The 18,259-nt window shown below is 61.9% G+C and carries 15 protein-coding genes and 1 riboswitch; of the genes, 6 read left to right on the top strand and 9 right to left on the bottom strand.

Annotation, left to right across the window (positions count from 1 at the left end; translation table 11 throughout):
• Nucleotides 1-7: 7 nt before the first annotated feature.
• From R4P65_RS02520 to R4P65_RS02510, 3 genes are all read right to left on the bottom strand, one after another.
• A complete protein-coding gene (locus R4P65_RS02520; RefSeq protein WP_317825315.1) occupies nt 8-778 on the bottom strand; it encodes a glucose 1-dehydrogenase in 771 nt (256 codons plus the stop codon).
• A 14-nt stretch (nt 779-792) separates the two neighbouring features.
• The gene (locus tag R4P65_RS02515; RefSeq protein WP_230812334.1) at nt 793-1,140 is read right to left on the bottom strand and encodes a hypothetical protein; all 348 of its coding nucleotides are present in this window, start codon (nt 1,138-1,140) and stop codon (nt 793-795) included.
• A gap of 215 nt (nt 1,141-1,355) precedes the next feature.
• A complete protein-coding gene (locus R4P65_RS02510) occupies nt 1,356-4,643 on the bottom strand; it encodes an error-prone DNA polymerase (RefSeq protein WP_317825314.1) in 3,288 nt (1,095 codons plus the stop codon).
• A gap of 268 nt (nt 4,644-4,911) precedes the next feature.
• On the opposite strand from R4P65_RS02510, the gene phoA reads away from it, so the two are divergent.
• Nucleotides 4,912-6,444, top strand: coding sequence for an alkaline phosphatase (gene phoA / locus R4P65_RS02505; RefSeq protein WP_317825313.1), 1,533 nt, complete (start codon nt 4,912-4,914; stop codon nt 6,442-6,444).
• Nucleotides 6,445-6,475: 31 nt separating this feature from the next.
• Here phoA and R4P65_RS02500 read toward each other — a convergent pair whose 3' ends face one another.
• The 4 genes from R4P65_RS02500 to R4P65_RS02485 form a co-directional block, all read right to left on the bottom strand.
• The gene (locus R4P65_RS02500; protein WP_317825312.1) at nt 6,476-7,246 is read right to left on the bottom strand and encodes a (2Fe-2S)-binding protein; all 771 of its coding nucleotides are present in this window, start codon (nt 7,244-7,246) and stop codon (nt 6,476-6,478) included.
• Nucleotides 7,243-8,040: an ABC transporter ATP-binding protein gene (locus R4P65_RS02495; protein WP_317825311.1), complete on the bottom strand. Its 798-nt coding sequence runs from the start codon at nt 8,038-8,040 to the stop codon at nt 7,243-7,245. Before R4P65_RS02495 ends, R4P65_RS02500 begins: the two co-directional genes overlap by 4 nt.
• A gap of 86 nt (nt 8,041-8,126) precedes the next feature.
• Nucleotides 8,127-9,167, bottom strand: coding sequence for an iron ABC transporter permease (locus R4P65_RS02490; protein WP_317825310.1), 1,041 nt, complete (start codon nt 9,165-9,167; stop codon nt 8,127-8,129).
• Entirely contained in the window at nt 9,164-10,159 is a 996-nt protein-coding gene (locus tag R4P65_RS02485; RefSeq protein WP_230813202.1) for an ABC transporter substrate-binding protein, read from the bottom strand. The genes R4P65_RS02490 and R4P65_RS02485 overlap by 4 nt, the downstream gene beginning before the upstream one ends.
• A gap of 115 nt (nt 10,160-10,274) precedes the next feature.
• A riboswitch (cobalamin riboswitch) is annotated at nt 10,275-10,421 on the bottom strand.
• Between the two features lie 71 nt (nt 10,422-10,492).
• Between R4P65_RS02485 and R4P65_RS02480 the strand changes: the two genes are divergently transcribed.
• The 4 genes from R4P65_RS02480 (at nt 10,493) to R4P65_RS02465 (ending at nt 15,418) form a co-directional block, all read left to right on the top strand.
• Nucleotides 10,493-12,613, top strand: a complete 2,121-nt coding sequence (locus R4P65_RS02480; RefSeq protein ID WP_317825309.1) for an MMPL family transporter — start codon at nt 10,493-10,495, stop codon at nt 12,611-12,613.
• 129 nt (nt 12,614-12,742) lie between these two features.
• Nucleotides 12,743-12,865, top strand: coding sequence for a hypothetical protein (locus tag R4P65_RS02475; RefSeq protein WP_269067799.1), 123 nt, complete (start codon nt 12,743-12,745; stop codon nt 12,863-12,865).
• Between the two features lie 50 nt (nt 12,866-12,915).
• Nucleotides 12,916-14,910 (top strand): SDR family oxidoreductase, encoded by a 1,995-nt coding sequence (locus tag R4P65_RS02470; protein WP_317825308.1) that lies wholly within the window; start codon nt 12,916-12,918, stop codon nt 14,908-14,910.
• A gap of 52 nt (nt 14,911-14,962) precedes the next feature.
• Nucleotides 14,963-15,418, top strand: coding sequence for a hypothetical protein (locus tag R4P65_RS02465; protein ID WP_317825307.1), 456 nt, complete (start codon nt 14,963-14,965; stop codon nt 15,416-15,418).
• Between the two features lie 63 nt (nt 15,419-15,481).
• Here the strand turns inward: R4P65_RS02465 and R4P65_RS02460 are convergent, their stop codons facing one another.
• Together R4P65_RS02460 and R4P65_RS02455 are read right to left on the bottom strand one after the other, a co-directional pair.
• Nucleotides 15,482-16,165, bottom strand: coding sequence for a response regulator transcription factor (locus R4P65_RS02460; protein WP_317825542.1), 684 nt, complete (start codon nt 16,163-16,165; stop codon nt 15,482-15,484).
• Nucleotides 16,166-16,206: 41 nt separating this feature from the next.
• A complete protein-coding gene (locus R4P65_RS02455; RefSeq protein ID WP_317825306.1) occupies nt 16,207-16,845 on the bottom strand; it encodes a sensor histidine kinase in 639 nt (212 codons plus the stop codon).
• Nucleotides 16,846-17,024: 179 nt separating this feature from the next.
• Between R4P65_RS02455 and R4P65_RS02450 the strand changes: the two genes are divergently transcribed.
• Nucleotides 17,025-18,200, top strand: coding sequence for a serine hydrolase domain-containing protein (locus tag R4P65_RS02450; RefSeq protein WP_317825305.1), 1,176 nt, complete (start codon nt 17,025-17,027; stop codon nt 18,198-18,200).
• The last annotated feature ends 59 nt before the right edge of the window (nt 18,201-18,259 follow it).

Here is an 18,259-nt window from a genome sequence, read left to right as displayed (position 1 = left end):
CTGCTGCTCAGAGGAGAGAAGCGGTGAACCCTCCGTCGAGAACCAGACTGCTGCCGTTGCACCACGACGACTGGTCGCTCGCAAAGAACACTGCTGCGGCGGCCACTTCCTCGGTCCGCCCGTAGCGCGTCTGCTTAGTGACCATCAGGTCGTCGAATCCTCCGGGCCCGAGGCCGAGCGCGTTCTCGAAATCCTGCTGGTGACTCTTGACCAGGTCAGTGTCGATGAATCCGGGTAGCAAGGCATTGGCTCGGAATCCATGGAAGCGAAGTTCGGCCGAGAGGGTTTCGGTGAGGTTGCGAACCGCAGCCTTGGCTGCGGCATAGCTGCCGATCAAAGGCGATCCGGTTGTCGACGAGATCGACGAGATGTTCACGATCGAACCGCCCCCGGATGCGACGAGCGCGGGCAGCGAATGACGGACGGTCAAGAACACTCCGTCGAGGTTGACGGACATGACTTTCCGCCAGTCCTCGAACGAGGTCTCGATCAGTGGAGTCGTGGTGGCGATGCCGGCATTGGGTACTACGACGTTCAGTCCGCCGAACTCTTCGGCCGCTCTGGCGACAAGATCCTTGACCTGCTGTTCGTCGGTGACGTCCGCGGTGACAGCGATAGCGCCGTCGATCGAGTCCGCCACGGTCTGTGCTGCGTCACCGTTGATGTCGGAGACTACGACGCGTGCACCCTCCGCCCCGAATGCCCGGGCAATGGCGGCGCCGATGCCTGCGCCTGCTCCGGTGACTATCGCAACTTTGTTCTCGAGTAGATCTGACATGTCGGCCGCTTCCTTCAGTTCTCGGTCGGGACGTAGAAAAGCAATTCGGGTCCGGTGTCACCGGTGGTCGCGATGGCCTCGGACATGTCGAGAGTTCCGTCGCCCAAAGCACTTCCCAACGCCTGGGCGGTGCCTGCGAGATCTTCCGTGTCGAGTTGATAGATGCTCAAGTAACGGCGCGCAGGCAATGCGTCCTCGGGCAGCAACTGCACATCCGCGAGAGAGAATCTGGAGGCGGAGACAACCCCAGGCACTCGTTCGACGACCTGCGGGATATGCACGTCGTCGTACCAGCGGTTGAATGCTTCTTCCGAAGACGGATCGGTGGGGTGTACGTGTGCGACGAGGATCGCTGTGCTCATGGAGTTCCTGTTCGATTCGAAGTGCTTTGGGTTCAGCGTGTTTGGAAGGCGACGATATTCACCTGCAAGGCAACTGACCGTGGCTGCGTGTGGTGAATCGATCGCGCTCAAGCGACAACCCTAGGGAGTAACTGTGACCCGCGCCATATGCTCGGAGGTCAGAGTTGAGCTCCACATTTGTCCTCTCGGCACAAAACGGTGGCCGGAATCAGGCGTTAACGGAAGTCTCGCGATTTGGCCGTGACTCGCAGATCCATCAGCTGCATCCGGTCTGCCACGACAGTGACAGCGCCTTCTGCATTTTGCACCTTTCCTCGAATAAGCAACGCCGGCGCCGTATTTGCAAGTTTTCGATACTTTGCCCACAACCCCACCGAACATACGACGTTCACCATTCCGGTTTCGTCCTCGAGATTGATGAACGTGACGCCCGCAGCTGTTGCCGGTCGCTGCCGGTGTGTGACCGCTCCCCCCACCAGCACACGGTCACCGTCCGGGATGTCGAGAAGTCTCGACGCCGGCACCACGCCGAGCGCGTCGAGCTGCGGGCGGAGAAACTGTGTCGGGTACGTGTCGGGAGATACTCCTGTCGCCCAGACATCCGCTGCCGCCAATTCGACGTCGCTCATGCCGGGCAGAGTGGGAGCTGTGACCGATGCACCGATACCGGGCAAGCGGTCGGGACGCTCCCCCGCCGCAGCGCCCGCTGCCCACAGCGCTTCTCTACGCGAGATACCGAAGCTGGCCAGCGCACCGGCGGTCGCCAGCGATTCAGCTTGTGCGGTAGTCAGTTCCACCCGCCCGGTCAGATCGAGAAGCGACGTGAACGGTCCACCGAGGTCGCGCTGTTCGACGATCTTCTCGGCCAGTGCATCGCCGATGTTGCGCACTTCCCCCAGTCCCAGCCGAACCTCGAATCCACCTGCCTCGACGGTGGTGTGCGCGAGGCTGACGTTGATATCGGCACCGTGTACCTGCACTCCGTGCCTGCGCGCATCAGCAACCAGGGACTGCGGTGAGTAGAAACCCATCGGCTGCGCGCGCAGAAGCCCAGCGCAGAACGCAGCGGGGTGATGGAGTTTGAACCACGAGGAGTAGAAGACCAGCGCGGCAAAACTTTGTGAATGGCTTTCCGGGAAACCGAAATTGGCAAACGCATACAGCTTTTCGTAGATCCTGTCGGCAACCTCGTCGCCGATACCGTGTAGGTCTCGCATGCCCTGGTACAGCCTCGCCCGCAGTTGCTCCATCTTCTCGGTCGAGCGTTTCGATCCCATTGCCCGACGCAATTGGTCGGCCTCGGACGGCGTGAAACCCGCAACGTCGACGGCCATCTGCATCAACTGTTCTTGGAACAGCGGAACCCCCAGCGTGCGTTCGAGTGCCTTCTCGAGCGATGGATGGTCGTAGGACACAGGTTCGAGTTTGTTGCGCCGACGAATGTACGGATGCACTGATCCGCCTTGAATCGGCCCCGGACGGATGAGCGCGACTTCGACCACCAGGTCGTAGAAGTTTCGAGGCTTCAGACGCGGCAGTGTCGCCATCTGCGCACGTGATTCCACTTGGAACACCCCCACCGAATCTGCCCGCTGCAACATCTCGTACACCGCTGTTTCCGACAGATCGAGTTGCGCCAGATCGACTGTGATGCCTTTGTGTTCGGCCACCAGATCCATCATGTAGTGCAAAGCGGAGAGCATACCGAGGCCGAGCAGATCGAACTTGACCAGCCCAGCGGCAGCACAATCGTCCTTGTCCCATTGCAGGACACTGCGATTGGCCATCCGCGCCCACTCCACCGGGCAGACGTCGGCGATGGGACGATCACAGATGACCATGCCGCCTGAGTGGATGCCCAGGTGCCGCGGATAGCCTTCGATCTGCGCCGCCAGTTCTAGTACCGGACGCGGAATATCTGTATCCGCGTTCTTGTCGATACCGCCCCACCGGCCGACCTGCTTACTCCACGCATCTTGCTGGCCCTGCGAAAAGCCAAGTGCCCGAGCCATGTCCCGCACCGACGACTTTCCTCGATAGGTGATGACATTGGCGACCTGCGCGGCATACGTACGCCCGTACTTCGCGTACACGTGCTGGATCGCCTCTTCCCTGCGGTCGGACTCGATGTCCACGTCGATGTCCGGCGGGCCGTCACGTTCGGGCGCAAGAAACCGCTCGAACAACAATTTGTTGCGAACCGGATCGACATTGGTGATGCCGATCGCGTAACACACCGCCGAGTTCGCAGCGGAACCTCTTCCCTGACAGAGGATGTCGCTGTTCTTGCAGAACGACACGATGTCATGCACCACCAGGAAGTATCCGGGAAAGCTCAATCCCTCGATGATGGCAAGTTCATGTTCGAGCTGTTTGTATGCCTTCGGCGCGCTTTCCGGAGGTCCGTAGCGTTCCAGCGCCCCCACCATGGTGAGCTCACGCAACCACGACGCCTCGGTATGCCCGGTGGGAACGTCGAACGGTGGCAATTTGGGCGCGATGAGCTTGAGATCGAAAGCACACTCACGTCCCAGATCGGCGGCACCACTGACGGCCTCGGGATAGAGCGAGAACAGTGTCGCCATCTCCGCGCCGGACCGCAGGTGCGCTCCGCCGTTAGGGGCCAACCACCCGGCAGCCTCGTCCAAACTTTGACGCGATCGCACAGCTGCCATTGCCATGGCGAGGCGTCGACGCGGAGGAGCGGCGAAGTGCGCGGCGGTGGTCGCCACCGTACGTAATCCACGCTCTCTCGCCAGTTCGGCCAGAACGGCATTGCGCTCGTCGTCCTCCGCCAACCCATGATGAGTGAGTTCCACCGACACTCGCTCCGCCCCGAAACGCTCGACCAAATCCTGCAAGGCTTCCGCCGCCGCGTCGCGACCACCCGACGTCAAGGCTTGCCGCACATGACCTTTGCGACATCCGGTCAGGATCTGCCAGTGTCCACCGGCCGCTTCGGTCAGCACGTCGTAGTTGTACTGCAGTTTGCCCTTCTCACCGCCCGCCAGATGTGCGGCGGCTATCTCCCGCGAAAGACGGCGATATCCTTCCTGCCCACGGGCAAGTACCAGAAGATGCGTTCCACCGGGATCTGCCGTGCCGGTTCTGGGTACCGAATCCAGAGACAACTCGGCCCCGAACACGGTCCGCATTCCCCATTCACGCGCAGCCTCCGCGAACCTCACCACGCCGTAGAACCCGTCGTGATCGGTGACGGCAATCGCCTCGAGCCCGAGACGCACAGCTTCCTCGACCAGCTCTTCCGGCGGTGATGCGCCGTCGAGGAAGCTGAAGGCCGAGTGAGCATGCAGTTCTGCGTAAGGAACCACGCCGGTGCCACGGGTGAGCTCGCCTGCGTGATACTCGCCGCGCTTTCGTGACCAGGCAGGGCTGTCACTTCCGTCGCCCGGGAACAAATCCTCATGTTCCACGCGGCCGGGCCGTCCGGACAGCACCCGTTCCATCTCGGACCACGTCGGCGGCCCATTTCCCCAACCCACACTGACCTCGCACCTGATCGAGCCGGCCGTCACGGACGACCGACTGCTCGAGGATGCCGAAAGGGAAGACGCACCACATGCATCGAACTGATGTTCGACACAAATTCAGTCTGACAGGTCACTCACTCGCAGTCAACAGAGCGAATCTCAACCCTCACCGTCTCGTCACATTCAGATGTACGCATGTCTGCACTCCGTTCACTTTGGACCCAGATCATTAGCGGCGTTCACCATCTCCATCCACACTGTTTCCAGGAGTACTACTCGTATGTCGTTCTCGCGCAACACACGTAGGTTGACGGCCGTCGCCGGCGCCGTCGCCGTTCTGGCCGCTGCAGGCTGCAGCAGCAGTGCCGATGAGGCCACAGGCTCGAACGGCACGACCGTCGATCGCACCGCGACCGGCGAACTGTCTTCGAACGGTGGTGCTCGTCGTATCGACGGTGATCAGTCGGCCGCGGTGCGCGACGCCGTCAACGCTTCCGGCGCGAAGAACGTCATTCTCTTGATCGGCGACGGCATGGGCGACTCTGAGATCACAGCCGCGCGCAACTACGCCGAAGGCGCTGCCGGCAGCTTCCCCGGTCTCGACGCCCTGCCGATCGCCGGCCAGTACACGCACTACGCACTGACCAAGGACGGCAAGCCCGACTACGTCACCGACTCCGCAGCGAGTGGATCGGCGTGGTCCACCGGCACCAAGACCTACAACGGCGCGATTTCCGTCGACATCAAGGGGCAGGCCCAGTCGACCGTCCTCGAGATCGCCAAGGCGAACGGCAAGGCCACCGGCAACGTCTCCACCGCCGAGGCGCAGGACGCCACCCCCGCAGTGCAGGTCGCGCACGTCAGTGGCCGCAAGTGCTACGGACCCGAGGCGACGTCCAAGTCCTGCCCGGAGAACGCCATCGAGAACGGGGGCAAGGGGTCGATCAGCGAACAGCTCCTCGACACCCGCGCCGACGTCACCTTTGCCGGCGGTGCCAAGTCCTTCGCCGAGACTGCGAAAGCCGGTGACTGGCAGGGCAAGACGCTCAACGAGCAGGCCGCAGCTCGCGGCTACCAGCTGGTGAAGAACGCCGCCGAGATGAACGAGGTCGGCAAAGCCGATCAGGATGCGCCCGTGCTCGGCCTGTTCGCCGAGGGCAACATGCCCGTCCGCTGGGAAGGATCCGTCGCCACCCGTGACGGTTACCTGCAGCCCGCCGAAACCTGCGTCGACAACCCCAAGCGAACCTCCGACGTACCCAAGCTCGCGGACATGACTCAGAAGGCCATCGATCTACTGAAGGTCAACGACAACGGTTTCTTCCTCCAGGTCGAAGGTGCCTCGATCGACAAGCAGGATCACGCGGCCAACGCGTGCGGTCAGATCGGTGAAACCGTCGACCTCGACGAAGCTGTGCAGAAGGCACTCGAATTCGCGAAGACCGACGGAGAAACCCTGGTCATCGTCACAGCCGACCACGCACACACCAGCCAGATCGTCACCAATGTCAGCGCCGACGACATCGCCACCATCGCCAAAGACCAGAACATCCCGGTCGAGCGCGCCCAGGACATCGTCTACCCCGGCCTGACCCGCAAGCTGACCACCAAGGACGGCTCGGAGATGACGATCAGCTACGGAACGTCCGAAGATCCGGCCGTCGAATCCGAAGGACACACCGGAACCCAGTTGCGCGTAGCAGCTTTCGGCCCGCACGCGGCCAACGTCAGCGGCCTCACGGACCAGACCGATCTGTTCTTCACGATGACCGACGCACTGGGACTCGACCGTTCCAAGGTCGCAGCTCACTGATCCGATAAGACCTGAATCCGCCCACCCACAGTCACACCAGAGCGGCCAAGGCTCGCACCCGGTCTTCGGGTGCGCGCTTCGGGCAACTGGTGCACTTGCCTTCACCGGGTACCTCGTAGATCAGGCAGCACGACGCCCGCTGCGTGAATCTGCGTCGCCCGAATGCCACCGGCGTCAATGGATTACCCACGCGCACAGCAGATTCTCTGCGGTCCACGTCCACGAAACGCGGGACCGGAATGCCCGGGTTCTCACCGCGGAGAACTTCGATCAGACCGGCAGCAAATGCACTTCCGCGCTCCCGCGCATTACCGGCGGCGTCGAGGCTGCGATTGGCGATGGAGTCCGTTGTGATCGCCCACAGCGCCTGCTGCCGAACGCCGGACACCTCGGCGAGCACCTCGATCACGGGACTGAGCGAGCGGAACATCGCGTGGCCCAACTCCGCCACACTCCGCGAGATCGAAATTACCGATCCGGCAGCGAAACCGCCCAGATAGCCGTTGTCACGCAGGAAGATCCGCCCACCGTCCAACACTGGATCGGCCGCGAACCCGGTGACCATTCCGGTTCCGATCGGAATGCCGGTCAGCGTCGAACTGGCCGAGTACCACCACAACGTGCCGTTCACTCGACTGTCCGCACTCCCCCATCGCTCGGCCGTATCGGCGACGCGTGCTGCCAACCACTGGGGGTCGGTCATCAACACCGCTGGCACCGTATCCGGATACGCGCTCAGGTTGTCGAAGAACGGCACAGCTACTGCCATACGGGCGTAGATCCCGGCTACCGATTCCGTCATGCCAGCCCCAATATCTCCATCCGCGGACGTACTCCGCGTTCGACTCGCGCCTTGATGCCGAAAACCTCGGCCAACAACGGCTCGTCCAAGACCTCGACCGTAGACCCACACGCGCGGAGTTCACCTTCGGTGAGCACCGCAAGGTTGTCGCAGTACTCGACTGCCAACCGTAGATCGTGCATGGTGACCACAACTGCGAGCCCCGCCGACGCAAGTTCGGCGAGCAATTCCATCACGATCAACTGGTGACGAAGATCGAGATGATTGGTCGGCTCGTCCAACAACAGAACCTTGGGCTCCTGAGCCAACGCGCGAGCTATCGAGACACGTTGCCGCTCACCACCCGACAGGGTCGACGCGTCTCGTCCGGCAAGCTCGACCAAACCGACCTGCTCGATGCACCGGTCGACGATGGCGGTATCGCGCTCCGTGCTTCGGTCCAACCAGCTACGGTGCGGAGTTCGTCCGAGTGCGATCGATTCACGAACCGAAAGACCCGCCGAGACAGTAGGTTCCTGGACGCTCGCCGAGATGGTTTTGGCGATGTCCTTACGCGAGAGCGTCGTCGAGTCGGCTTGATCGATCAGAACTGCTCCACCTGTCGGCGTCAAAGCGTTGTAGCAGCAGCGCAGTGCCGTCGTCTTGCCACTGCCGTTCGGTCCGACCAAGCCCAATATTTCACCAGACGTCACTGCGAAAGTGATGCCGCGCAAGACTTCGCGGTTGCCGAGCCTCGCCCGGGTCTCGACGAGTTCGAGCAGAGGCGCAGCTTCGGCGTCCTTCGGGAGTGTCACTGTTCTGTCCTGTGTCACTGTTCTGTCCTGTGTCACTGTTCTGTCCTGTGTCACTGTTCTGTCCTGTGTCACTGTTCTGGCTTGCGTCACTGTTCGAGCCTCCGATACTGCCGGTAGAGCATCCAGACGAAAATCGGCGCACCGACGAGGGCGGTGATCACCCCGACCGGGACTTCAGTGGATTGCGCCACCGAGCGCGCAGCGGTATCCGCGGCAACCATCGCGACGGCGCCCAGCAGGGCTGCAGCAGGGAGCAGTCGAATTGCTCTGGTGCCGACGATGAAGCCTGCCAGATGTGGGATCAGCAGACCGATGAAACCGATTCCACCGGCAACGCTGACTGCCGCGCCCGCCAGTACGGAGACCGCGAGCAAGGACAAGACACGGAACCGTCGGACGTTCATACCGAGTGCAGCAGCCCCGTCGTCACCGGTCTGCAAGACGTCCATCCACCGCGAACTGAACAGTAGCGCGGCACCGACGACGACTAGCGCCATAGTCGGGAAGATCAGCGTCGACCATCGCGCATCTCCGAATCCGCCGGCAATCCAGTGCATCACCGACGTCACGTGCCGATCATCGGCCAACACCAGGATGCAAAAGGTGATGAGCGCCGAGAATATCTGGGCGAGCGCGACACCCACCAAAATGATCGCGGTCGGCTGCGGATACCGGCCGCCGATCAGCAGCGCGAGGAACAACGGGATCATCGCCCCGACGAATGCTGCGACCGGAATCGTGAAAACCCCGAGGAGGCCGGCACCGAAACCCAGCACCGACACAAGCACCACCATGAATCCCGCACCCGACGACACTCCGAGTAGATACGGGTCGGCAAGAGGATTCCGTGTGACAGCCTGAGCAACAGCACCCGACATCGCCAAGGACGCACCCACCACCGCAGCCGTGAGGGCACGCGGTAGGCGAGAATCGATCACGATCGACTCCCGCGCCGCGGTCCACCATGTCTCGAAAGTCCCTGGCGCCAAACGGGCTCCGACTATCGCCCAGACGTCACCGACGGGAATGCGAACCGATCCCAAGGAGACGGCCAACCCCAGTACGATCGCCAAGGCGATCGCCAAGCCGACAAGCAGGGCGCCGTACCCGTAACGCGTGCGGGTCACTTCGCCGCGTCAGCGCCCGGATGGAAGGCTGTCGCGATGGTCTGTGCCGAACGCACCAACCGTGAACTCTCGAACAGGTCAGCGAGAGGAACCACGACGAACCGGTTCTGCTGCACAGCAGGGGTGGTCGCCATCAACGGCTGGGCACGGAGGAAGTCGATCTTCTGGTCGGCCGTCTTGTCGCCGTAGTCGATGACCACGATCGCCTGGGGTGCACGCTCGGCAACAGCTTCCCACGATGCGTCGATGTACGGCTTTGTCCCTTCGGCGAAGATGTTCGAGACGCCGGAGTATTCCGCGACCAATTGACCGACGCCGACTCCGCCGATTGTCGTCGGAACCTGGTCACCGCTGTCGTAGAAGAAGGTCGGCACCGGCGCCGCGTCCCCGACCGAAGCGCGGACGGAATCGAGACCATCGCTGATCTCCTCGGCGACCTCGCGGGCGGAATCTTCGACGCCCAGGACTCGACCGAGTTGCGTGTAGTCGTTCTCGAGCAATCCGATGTCGGGGAAACCGGTGCCACAGTATTCGGAGAAGAGGAAGGTGTTGATTCCGCGCTCGCCGAAAGCGTCTCGGGAACGGCCTTGCTTCTCGTTGAAGGCACTGGTCATTCCTCCGACCACGAAGTCCGGATCGACGTCGAGAACCTGCTCCATGCTCGGAAACGTATCGGAGAGGCTGGGAATCTTGTTGAATACATCGGCGGTCTCGGCAGTTGGCGGGTTGTCACTGTAAGCCCGCCCGACAATCCGATCACCCGCGCCGATCTCGATGAGGGCTTCGGTGACGTGTCCGTTCAAAGACACGATGCGCTGCGGCGGCGAATCGAAGGTCATCTCGCGATCGCAGTTGGTCACGGACACCGGCTGTGCGAAGGATTCCGCAGCAGACGCCGACTCTGATTCCTGACCTTTGGAACAACCTGCCGAAACCAAGGCGACCGCGATGAGAACAGCGGCGGCGCGGGACGGGGAGAACTGAAGTGACACGGGGACCTCGTAAGGGCTCTGAGCCACGAATGAGAATCCGACAGACAACTCCACCCGCACACTGATCCTCGGCCAGAGCTCCTGCTGGACTTCCTTTTCGTAGACCACGACGAATGGATGTCGCACACCGCGCGGTGGGTAATCGGGCTTGCCGACACTCGGTGACTACCGAGAATCGACCTACCGTTGCGGGTCAGCGCCGGATTCGGACCGGCTTCCCCCACACGCGTGGCTTGCAAGTGCTTCGAGCAGTATGCATGACGTTTCCGATTCAAGACCAAACGCCCACTACAGTCGATCTGGCCAGACGCCCCCACACACCGGAGTTGATACATGACACGCTGGGCCCAAACCGTCGTCGCCCGGAAATGGTGGGTACTGAGCCTCGCGGTTCTGATAGTTCTCATCAGTGGGGTGTGGGGACTCGGAGTATTCGGCAAGCTCAGCCAGGGCGGATTCATCGATCCGGGCAGTGACTCCGCGAAAGTCGCCGACATCATCGAAGACAACCTCGGCCCACAGACCCCGGACATCATCGCGATCTATTCGCCCACAGGCGGTAAGACCCTGGACGACATCGGGCCGGCAGTGACGGCCGCGGTCGACCAGTTCAAAACGGAAGTGCCGACGGCGTCGGTGAAGTCGTATTGGGGAACGGACGCGGCGGCCAAGGCCAGTCTGCTCTCGAACGACGGATCCATGGGCGCCGTTGCGATCACGTTGGCACCGGACTCGGGAGTCACGCCGGCCACTTTCGCCGATCTCTTGCCGAAGCTCGAAGTCGAAGGCGCCGAGGCACAATTCGCGGGCAACACCGTCGTCGGCGTCGCATTCAACACCAAACTCGAGAAAGACCTGGTTGTCGCCGAGGCCATCGCCATTCCGATCACTCTGGTGCTGCTGGTCTTCATCTTCGGCGGCGTCGTCGCTGCCGCGGTTCCGGTGTTCGTAGGTGTACTCAGTGTCCTGAGCGCATTGGCGGTTCTCCGGATCCTCACCTTGGTCACCGATGTGTCCTCATTCTCGATCAACGTCGCTTCTCTTCTCGGGTTGGGACTGGCGATCGACTACGGACTGTTCGTGGTCGGCCGGTTCCGTGAAGAACTGAATTCAGGCTCGGATCCGGGAGCTGCTGCCCAGCGAACAGTTCTGACGGCGGGTCGCACCGTCATGTTCTCGGGTCTACTGCTGATCTGTGCGTTCAGCGGCATGCTCGTTTTCCCGCAGGCCGTCATCCGGTCTCTGGGCTTCGGTGCGATCGCTGCAGTACTGAGCGCGGCAGTCCTGTCGCTGACCGCTGTGCCTGCGCTGCTTGCCATTCTGGGGCATCGCATCAACGCCCTGACGTGGCGCAAGGATGCGGCGCAACGCGGCGAGGAACGCTCGCGCAAGTTCTGGGGCCGCGTCGTCACGTGGGTGATGAAGCGTCCGGTCGCGGTCTCGGTGACGATCGTGGCCGTGCTGCTCGTGATGGCCTCGCCTCTGCTCGGCGCCCGTTTGGGAGAACTCTCGTACACCGCACTGCCGGACAACGACCCCGCTCGCGTCGCGATGGACACGTTGGTCAACGACTTCCCTCAGACCGGTAACGGCGCGACGTTGATCCTTCAGGCCGAGGACGGGAACACTCTCACCCCGGCCGAAGGTGCAGCGATCGCCGAGTCCGCCGGTCAGGTCGAGGGCATCGGTCAGGCGACCGTCGTCGCGAGCACCAATCAACTCATCGCGGTTCAGGCGCTGTACAGCGAGGGCTCCACGCCCCAATCGCAGAGCGCCGCAGTCACGGATCTGCGTGCGATCTCCGCTCCCGACGGGACGGAACTGCTTGTCGGCGGCGGCCAAGCCATGGTCGACGACGGCAACAACGCCGTCCTGCACTGGCTGCCGGTGATGATCCTCATCATGGTCGGATCGACCTTGATCTTATTGTTCCTCGCGTTCGGGTCGGTGATCCTGCCCATCAAGGCGGTGCTGATGGCAGCCCTGAGCCTCGCGACCACCTTCGGCGTCCTGACCTTCGTCTTTCAGGACGGTCACGGCGTCGAACTCCTCGGGGTCAGTCAAACTCCGCTGGAGGCGACGTTTGTCGTGCTCATCCTCGCGGTCGTCTTCGGATTATCCACGGACTACGAGGTCTTCCTGATGTCACGGATGGTCGAGGCAAAGAACGCGGGTGCGACGACAGAGGAAGCGGTCAAGTTCGGAACCGAGCGCACCGGCCGCATCGTGACGGCTGCCGCCTTACTCCTGATCGTGGTGACCGGGGCCTTCGCGATGTCCGGGCTGTCGGTGATGAAGTTCCTGGGCGTCGGCATGATCGTCGCGCTGATCGTCGACGCGACCATCATCCGTATGTTGCTCGTGCCCTCACTCGTGAAGTTGATGGGCGAAGCGAACTGGTGGGCTCCCGCGTGGATGAAAAAGGTTCACGCGAAGGTCGGCATCGGGCACTGATTTCGGGTCACTGATCGCGCACTAGTGGATTTCCCTGATCGGGCAGTCGTCCTCGAGGATGACTGCCCGATCGTCTAAATCGCTCCGCAGGGCGATGTTCTCCGAAGCTGATTTCGTCAGACTTGGAGCATGACAATTTTCGAATGGATCCTTGCAATCCCTGCTCTTGCGCTTGCCGTCGCGTTCTTGTTCTCCGGAATCATCACCGCGGGCATCGACTTCGACGCCGAGGACGGTGTCATGGCGCACTGATGTTCGTTTCCCTCTAGCCGCTGATCTTACTTTGGAGTAAGTTACCGACTATGGCCACATACATCGTCACTGGCGGTACCGGATTTCTCGGACGAGCTGCACTGCCACTCCTGCTAGAGCGTGATGAAACTGCTCAGATCCACGTGCTGGTCAGAGCCGGGTCTGTCGCCAAACTCGAAGAACAGGTGTCGGCAATTCCCGGCGGCGACCGCGTGCATCCGCTCATTGGAGATCTGACCGAACCTGGGCTGGGCATCGACTCTCCCCCACCTGCCGACCACGTCCTTCACCTCGGCGCGATCTACGACATCACGGCCGGAGACGAGCAGGCTTCGACGAATGTCGAGGGCACACGCTCCGTGGTCGAACTTGCTGCGAAACTGGGAGCCACCCTTCATCACGTGTCATCGGTCGCAGTCGCAGGCGACTATCCGGGCACGTTCAGCGAGACCGATTTCGATTGCGGCCAAGGCTTTCCGACGCCGTACCACCGAACCAAATTCGAGGCCGAGAAGCTCGTTCGAGAACGAGAAGGCCTCACCTGGCGTGTCTATCGGCCGTCTGCCGTGGTCGGCAACTCCGTCACCGGAGAGATGGACAAGATCGACGGTCCGTATTACTTGTTCCCAGGACTGGCGCTACTCGCGAAACTACCTGCAGCACTCCCCATCCCGATCCCCAGTCTCGGCGCAACCAACGTGGTGCCCGTCGACTACGTGGCCGCCGCCCTCGTCGAATTGATGCATGTGCCCGGCCATGACGGTGAAGCATTCCATCTCGTGAATCCGAAACCTCAACCGGTACGCGAAATCTATGCCGGACTCGCCAAGGCCGCTGGAGCGCCGCGGCCCGCGCTCAGCCTGCCGGGCGTGATCGCCAAACCCTTCGTCTCGCCGTTGCCGATGGATTCGGCAGAATCGGCGCGGAAGGTCTTCCTCGATCGCATCGGCATGCCTGCAGCATTACTCGACAACATGACGATGGCGCCGACATTCACCTCCGCGAGAACCGTTGCCGCCCTCGCTGGATCAGGACTGACGGTCCCCGAGTTCGGGTCGTACTCGACTGTGTTGTGGAAGTACTGGCGCGCAAATCTCGATCCCAATCGCGCACGTCGCAACAATCCCGAAGGACCACTCGTCGGCCGGATCGTTCTGATCACCGGAGGCTCGTCCGGAATCGGCAAGGCATCTGCCATCGCCGCCGCCCAGAAAGGCGCCACCGTTCTCCTGATCGCACGCCGCACCGACGAACTCGATGCCGCGGTACAGGAGATTCGATCAACCGGGGGCAAGGCATTCGGTTATCCCTGCGACATCACCGACGACGAATCCGTCCAGCACACGATCAAAAGCATTCTGACAGAACATGATCACGTGGACATGCTGGTCAACAACGCCGGTCGATCCATCAGACGCGGCATCTATCACTCCACAGATCGTTTCCACGACTACGAACGAACGATGGCCGTGAATTACTTCGGCGCTGTGCGATTGGTTCTGGCATTGTTGCCGACCATGCGTTCTCGTCGCTTCGGCCACATCGTGAACATCAGCAGCGCGGGAGTCCAGGCGGCGACACCCCGATTCTCGGCCTACGTAGCGAGCAAAGCTGCCCTCGACGGTTTCTCCGACGTAGCCGCCTCCGAAACCCTGGCCGACGGAATCACTTTCACGACCATCCACATGCCGCTGGTCGAAACACCGATGATCGCTCCGACCGGCGAATACAACAACGGCCCGATCACCAGCCCGGAAAAAGCTGCGGCAATGGTGATCCGCGCGCTGATCGATCGCCCCAAACGCATCGACGTGCCACTGGGAACTTTGGGCGATCTGGGAACCCTGTTCGCACCGCACACCAAGGACCGGATTCTCAACCAGATGTACCAGGCCTTCCCCGATTCTCCGGCGGCAAAGGGGCAGGTAGACAAGGAAACTCCGGCAGACGTTCCGGCAACATCGACGCGACAGCACCATTCGCGCTCACGTATTCGTAAACTCGGTCGACGCGCCGCCCGACTCGTGCCCGGTACGCACTGGTGACCGGTGGCGTGACTTCGCCTCGGAGCGCATTGACCACCGCAAGGGATATGCCGTGCTAGTCATCCGAATCTATCCTGACCATGGCCATCCCAGTTCGCTGTGGCCGTCGAAGGAATTGATTGTCATGCCGCCGCAACGCTTCCCGCAGGCATACGTTCTCCCGAGCCAAGTGGGGATCGACGACGAACTTGGAGAGAAGATACTGACGTGGACTGATCGCTTCCAAAAGTTCTTTGTGACTGAGATCGACGGTTTCGCGATGCGGCCGCGGTGGCGTCCAGGGATTAACGTCTTCGACTGGTATGACGAGGGCTATCAGATCGTGGGCGACCTTCGCGCACGGTTCCCGGATGTGCACGTCAAGCCCGAATTTGCCCAGTACGTCTTTTCGGTCAACGAGCGTCGGGAAAGCATGGGACTTGTGCCGGTCAGCCTTCCAAACGAACCCAAGCCCGGGCACATAAGCATTTCAGAACTCCTGCACCCCAAGGGGCAACACAAGTCCTAGTCTCACCCGAGGGCCTTGGGTTCAGTCGGCGAATCCTCACCGGCGCCACGCTGACGAAAAAAATCAACCGTCAGCTGCACAGGGTTCCGTATCGGTGCCTGATCCCGGGACCACCAGGCCAGACTCGTAGGCGATGACGACAGCGTGCGTCCGATTCTGAGCACCGAGCTTTGTCAGCACGTTTCCAACGTGCGTCTTCACCGTCTCCAGGCTCACCACCAGAACCTGAGCAATATCCGAGTTGGACAGCCCGGTGGCCATCAACCGCAATACCTCTTCCTCCTTTGCTGTCAGCGCTGCATTCGGGAACGCCTCAGCGGAAACCAATGGGCGGGGCGTGGCCATCCGGCGCAGCGCGGCAGGGAACAGGATCACTTCGCCCGCCGCCACTACACGTACTGCCGCTGCGATCTGCGGGACTGGGAGCCGCTTCAGTACGAAGCCACTCGCGCCCGCACTGAGTGCGGCCGTGACGTAGCCATCGTTTTCGAAAGTGGTGATTACCAAGACTTTCGGCGGTTCGGTGCACTCGACCTGGAGGTGTCGAGTTGCCTCTATACCGTTGCGCAGCGGCATCCGCACGTCCATCAGCACCACATCCGGACGAAGTTGCCGCGAAAGCTCCACTGCTTCGATACCGCCGGAGGCCTCGCCGACGACCACAATCCCGGGCTGAGCTGCGAGCAGCATACGCAGGCCGCTGCGGGTAACGTCGTCGTCATCCGCAATCAGCAGCGTGACTGGCATGCTTGCAGGGTTGGAGGCGTCCTCACTCCAATTGGCTTCAGTCATCGTGCCACCCGTACCGGCAACTGAACACTCAACCGCCAGCACTGGGCTCCGTCCGGTCCAGCCTTGAACTCGCCGTTCAAGAGTCGCACGCGCTCGGCCAGACCTGCCAGGCCGCGCCCTGATCTTCGAACTACGTCTGCGTTTCCCTCGGCCACTGCCCCGATGCAGTTGACCACTCTGAGCTCGACGCTCTCCGGCGCGAGCGCCACCGTGATTTCGATCGGCCCGCTGTCCCCGTGCCGCAGAGCATTGGTCGTCCCCTCTTGCATGATCCGGTACGCCGCGCGAGAGAGTGTCCCCTGGATCTCTGAAAGGTCACCAGACAGGTTCACCTCCACAATTGCACCCGCATGCCGCAACCGCTCAATCAAGTCGGGCAAGTCCGACAGCGTCCGCGAAGGTACAGCCCCAGATCTCTCCTCGCGAAGTACGCCCAGTACGTAGTCCAGGTCCTCGAGCGCAGCACGTGTCGACTCCTCGATGCTACGCATGGCGGCCCTCGCGGCGGCAGGATCGGAGGCGAGCACCTCGCCCGCCACGGCCGCCTGGATCGTGGCGGCGGTGAGCGTGTGCCCGATCGAGTCGTGCAACTCGCGAGCGACCCGATTACGTTCGGCCAGTATATAACTCGTCAAACCGACAGTGTCAGCCGCGAGAGGCCGGGCTCCGAGGTGCAGCCAGCTACACCCCTTGCGCTCCGGCGCGCACAACCGAGAGACTGCACTTCGCACCATGGAGGACGCGTACGCACGTCAATACTGTTCTCTGCATGTGGAACTCACCATGAGATCCGACGAACAGGAGACCACAACCAATGACCACCCTTCGACGTCGCCCCCTGCTCACCGTGCTTCCGGCAGTCACCGCTGCAGCCCTCATCTTGGGCGTGAGCGGATGTGGTGACGCCACTGATTCCACTCGGCAAAGCGACGCTGCCGTGCAACAGGCGCTCGACGGCGTCATCGAACAGGGGATCCCCGGCGCACAACTCGTGATCTCCGACCCGTCGCGGGGCACTCGCATCATTCGTGCAGGAATGGGAAACACCGCCACCGGCGAGCCTATCCCCGATGATGCGCGGGTCCGAATCGGCAGCAACACAAAGGCCTTCGTCTCGACCGTCGTCATGCAACTCGTCGACGACGGACTGCTCGACCTCGATATGAGCATCGAGCACTACCTGCCCGGAACGGTCGTAGGCAACGGGAACGACGGCAACCGAGTCACCATTCGAGATCTCTTGCAGCACACCAGTGGACTGACGGACTACCTCGCCGCCGGCGGAGCACGGCCGGAAGACATCAAGCCCGGCCAGCTGCTGGTGGGGACAAGCGCACAACCATCGGAGCACTTCTCCCCCACTGAACTGGTCGATATCGCGATGTCTCTTCCACCCGGCCCGGCAGCCAAAGACAAGGCTGTCTATTCGAACACGAACTACATTCTGCTCGGGATGCTCATCGAGAAGGTCACCGGACGCCCTGCCGCGCAGGAGATCACCACCCGCATAATCGATCCGCTCGGACTGATGGACACCTATTTTCCCGCCTCCCGCGAGACACAGATCCGCGGTTCTCATGCACAGGGCTATCACCCGATTGACGGCATTCAGGTCGATGTCACCGATGGCGACGTGTCGTGGGCTGACACCGCAGGTGCGATGGTCGCAACGGGCGCCGACCTCAACACTTTCTTCACGGCTTTGCTACGCGGCGATCTCGTCTCGAATGACAGGCTCGCCGAGATGAAACACACCGTGCCGTTCGACAGGAGCCCGCAGGACAGCTACGGACTCGGACTAGTCCGCGTGAACAGCTCCTGCGGGAAGGAGATCTGGGGTCACGGCGGCGGAATTCCCGGCTTCGGCACCTCGGGCGGAGTCGATACCACAGGACGCGCTGTGACTCTCACCCTCAATCACATCCCGATGAGCGAGGACGCCTTCGTAGCAGCACAGCGAGTTGTCGACGCAGCGATGTGCGAGGGGTGAAGGAAACATGTTCGTGCACGACTTCGCACGCAACATCGAACAACAATTCTTCCCGAGCG

Source organism: Rhodococcus sp. IEGM 1318 (assembly GCF_033142465.1).
GTDB classification, from domain to species: domain Bacteria; phylum Actinomycetota; class Actinomycetes; order Mycobacteriales; family Mycobacteriaceae; genus Rhodococcus_F; species Rhodococcus_F qingshengii_B.
Note: the sequence above shows the minus strand (reverse complement) of the source record. Positions and strands in the feature narration are given on the sequence as shown.

Coding starts and splice junctions, on each gene's coding strand:
- R4P65_RS02500 (WP_317825312.1), bottom strand. CDS start 7,246: ATGACGGAATCGGTAGCCGGGATCTACGCCCGTATGGCAGTAGCTGTG.
- R4P65_RS02520 (WP_317825315.1), bottom strand. CDS start 778: ATGTCAGATCTACTCGAGAACAAAGTTGCGATAGTCACCGGAGCAGGC.
- R4P65_RS02475 (WP_269067799.1), top strand. CDS start 12,743: ATGACAATTTTCGAATGGATCCTTGCAATCCCTGCTCTTGCGCTTGCC.
- R4P65_RS02515 (WP_230812334.1), bottom strand. CDS start 1,140: ATGAGCACAGCGATCCTCGTCGCACACGTACACCCCACCGATCCGTCT.
- R4P65_RS02450 (WP_317825305.1), top strand. CDS start 17,025: ATGACCACCCTTCGACGTCGCCCCCTGCTCACCGTGCTTCCGGCAGTC.
- phoA (WP_317825313.1), top strand. CDS start 4,912: ATGTCGTTCTCGCGCAACACACGTAGGTTGACGGCCGTCGCCGGCGCC.
- R4P65_RS02480 (WP_317825309.1), top strand. CDS start 10,493: ATGACACGCTGGGCCCAAACCGTCGTCGCCCGGAAATGGTGGGTACTG.
- R4P65_RS02470 (WP_317825308.1), top strand. CDS start 12,916: ATGGCCACATACATCGTCACTGGCGGTACCGGATTTCTCGGACGAGCT.
- R4P65_RS02460 (WP_317825542.1), bottom strand. CDS start 16,165: ATGCCAGTCACGCTGCTGATTGCGGATGACGACGACGTTACCCGCAGC.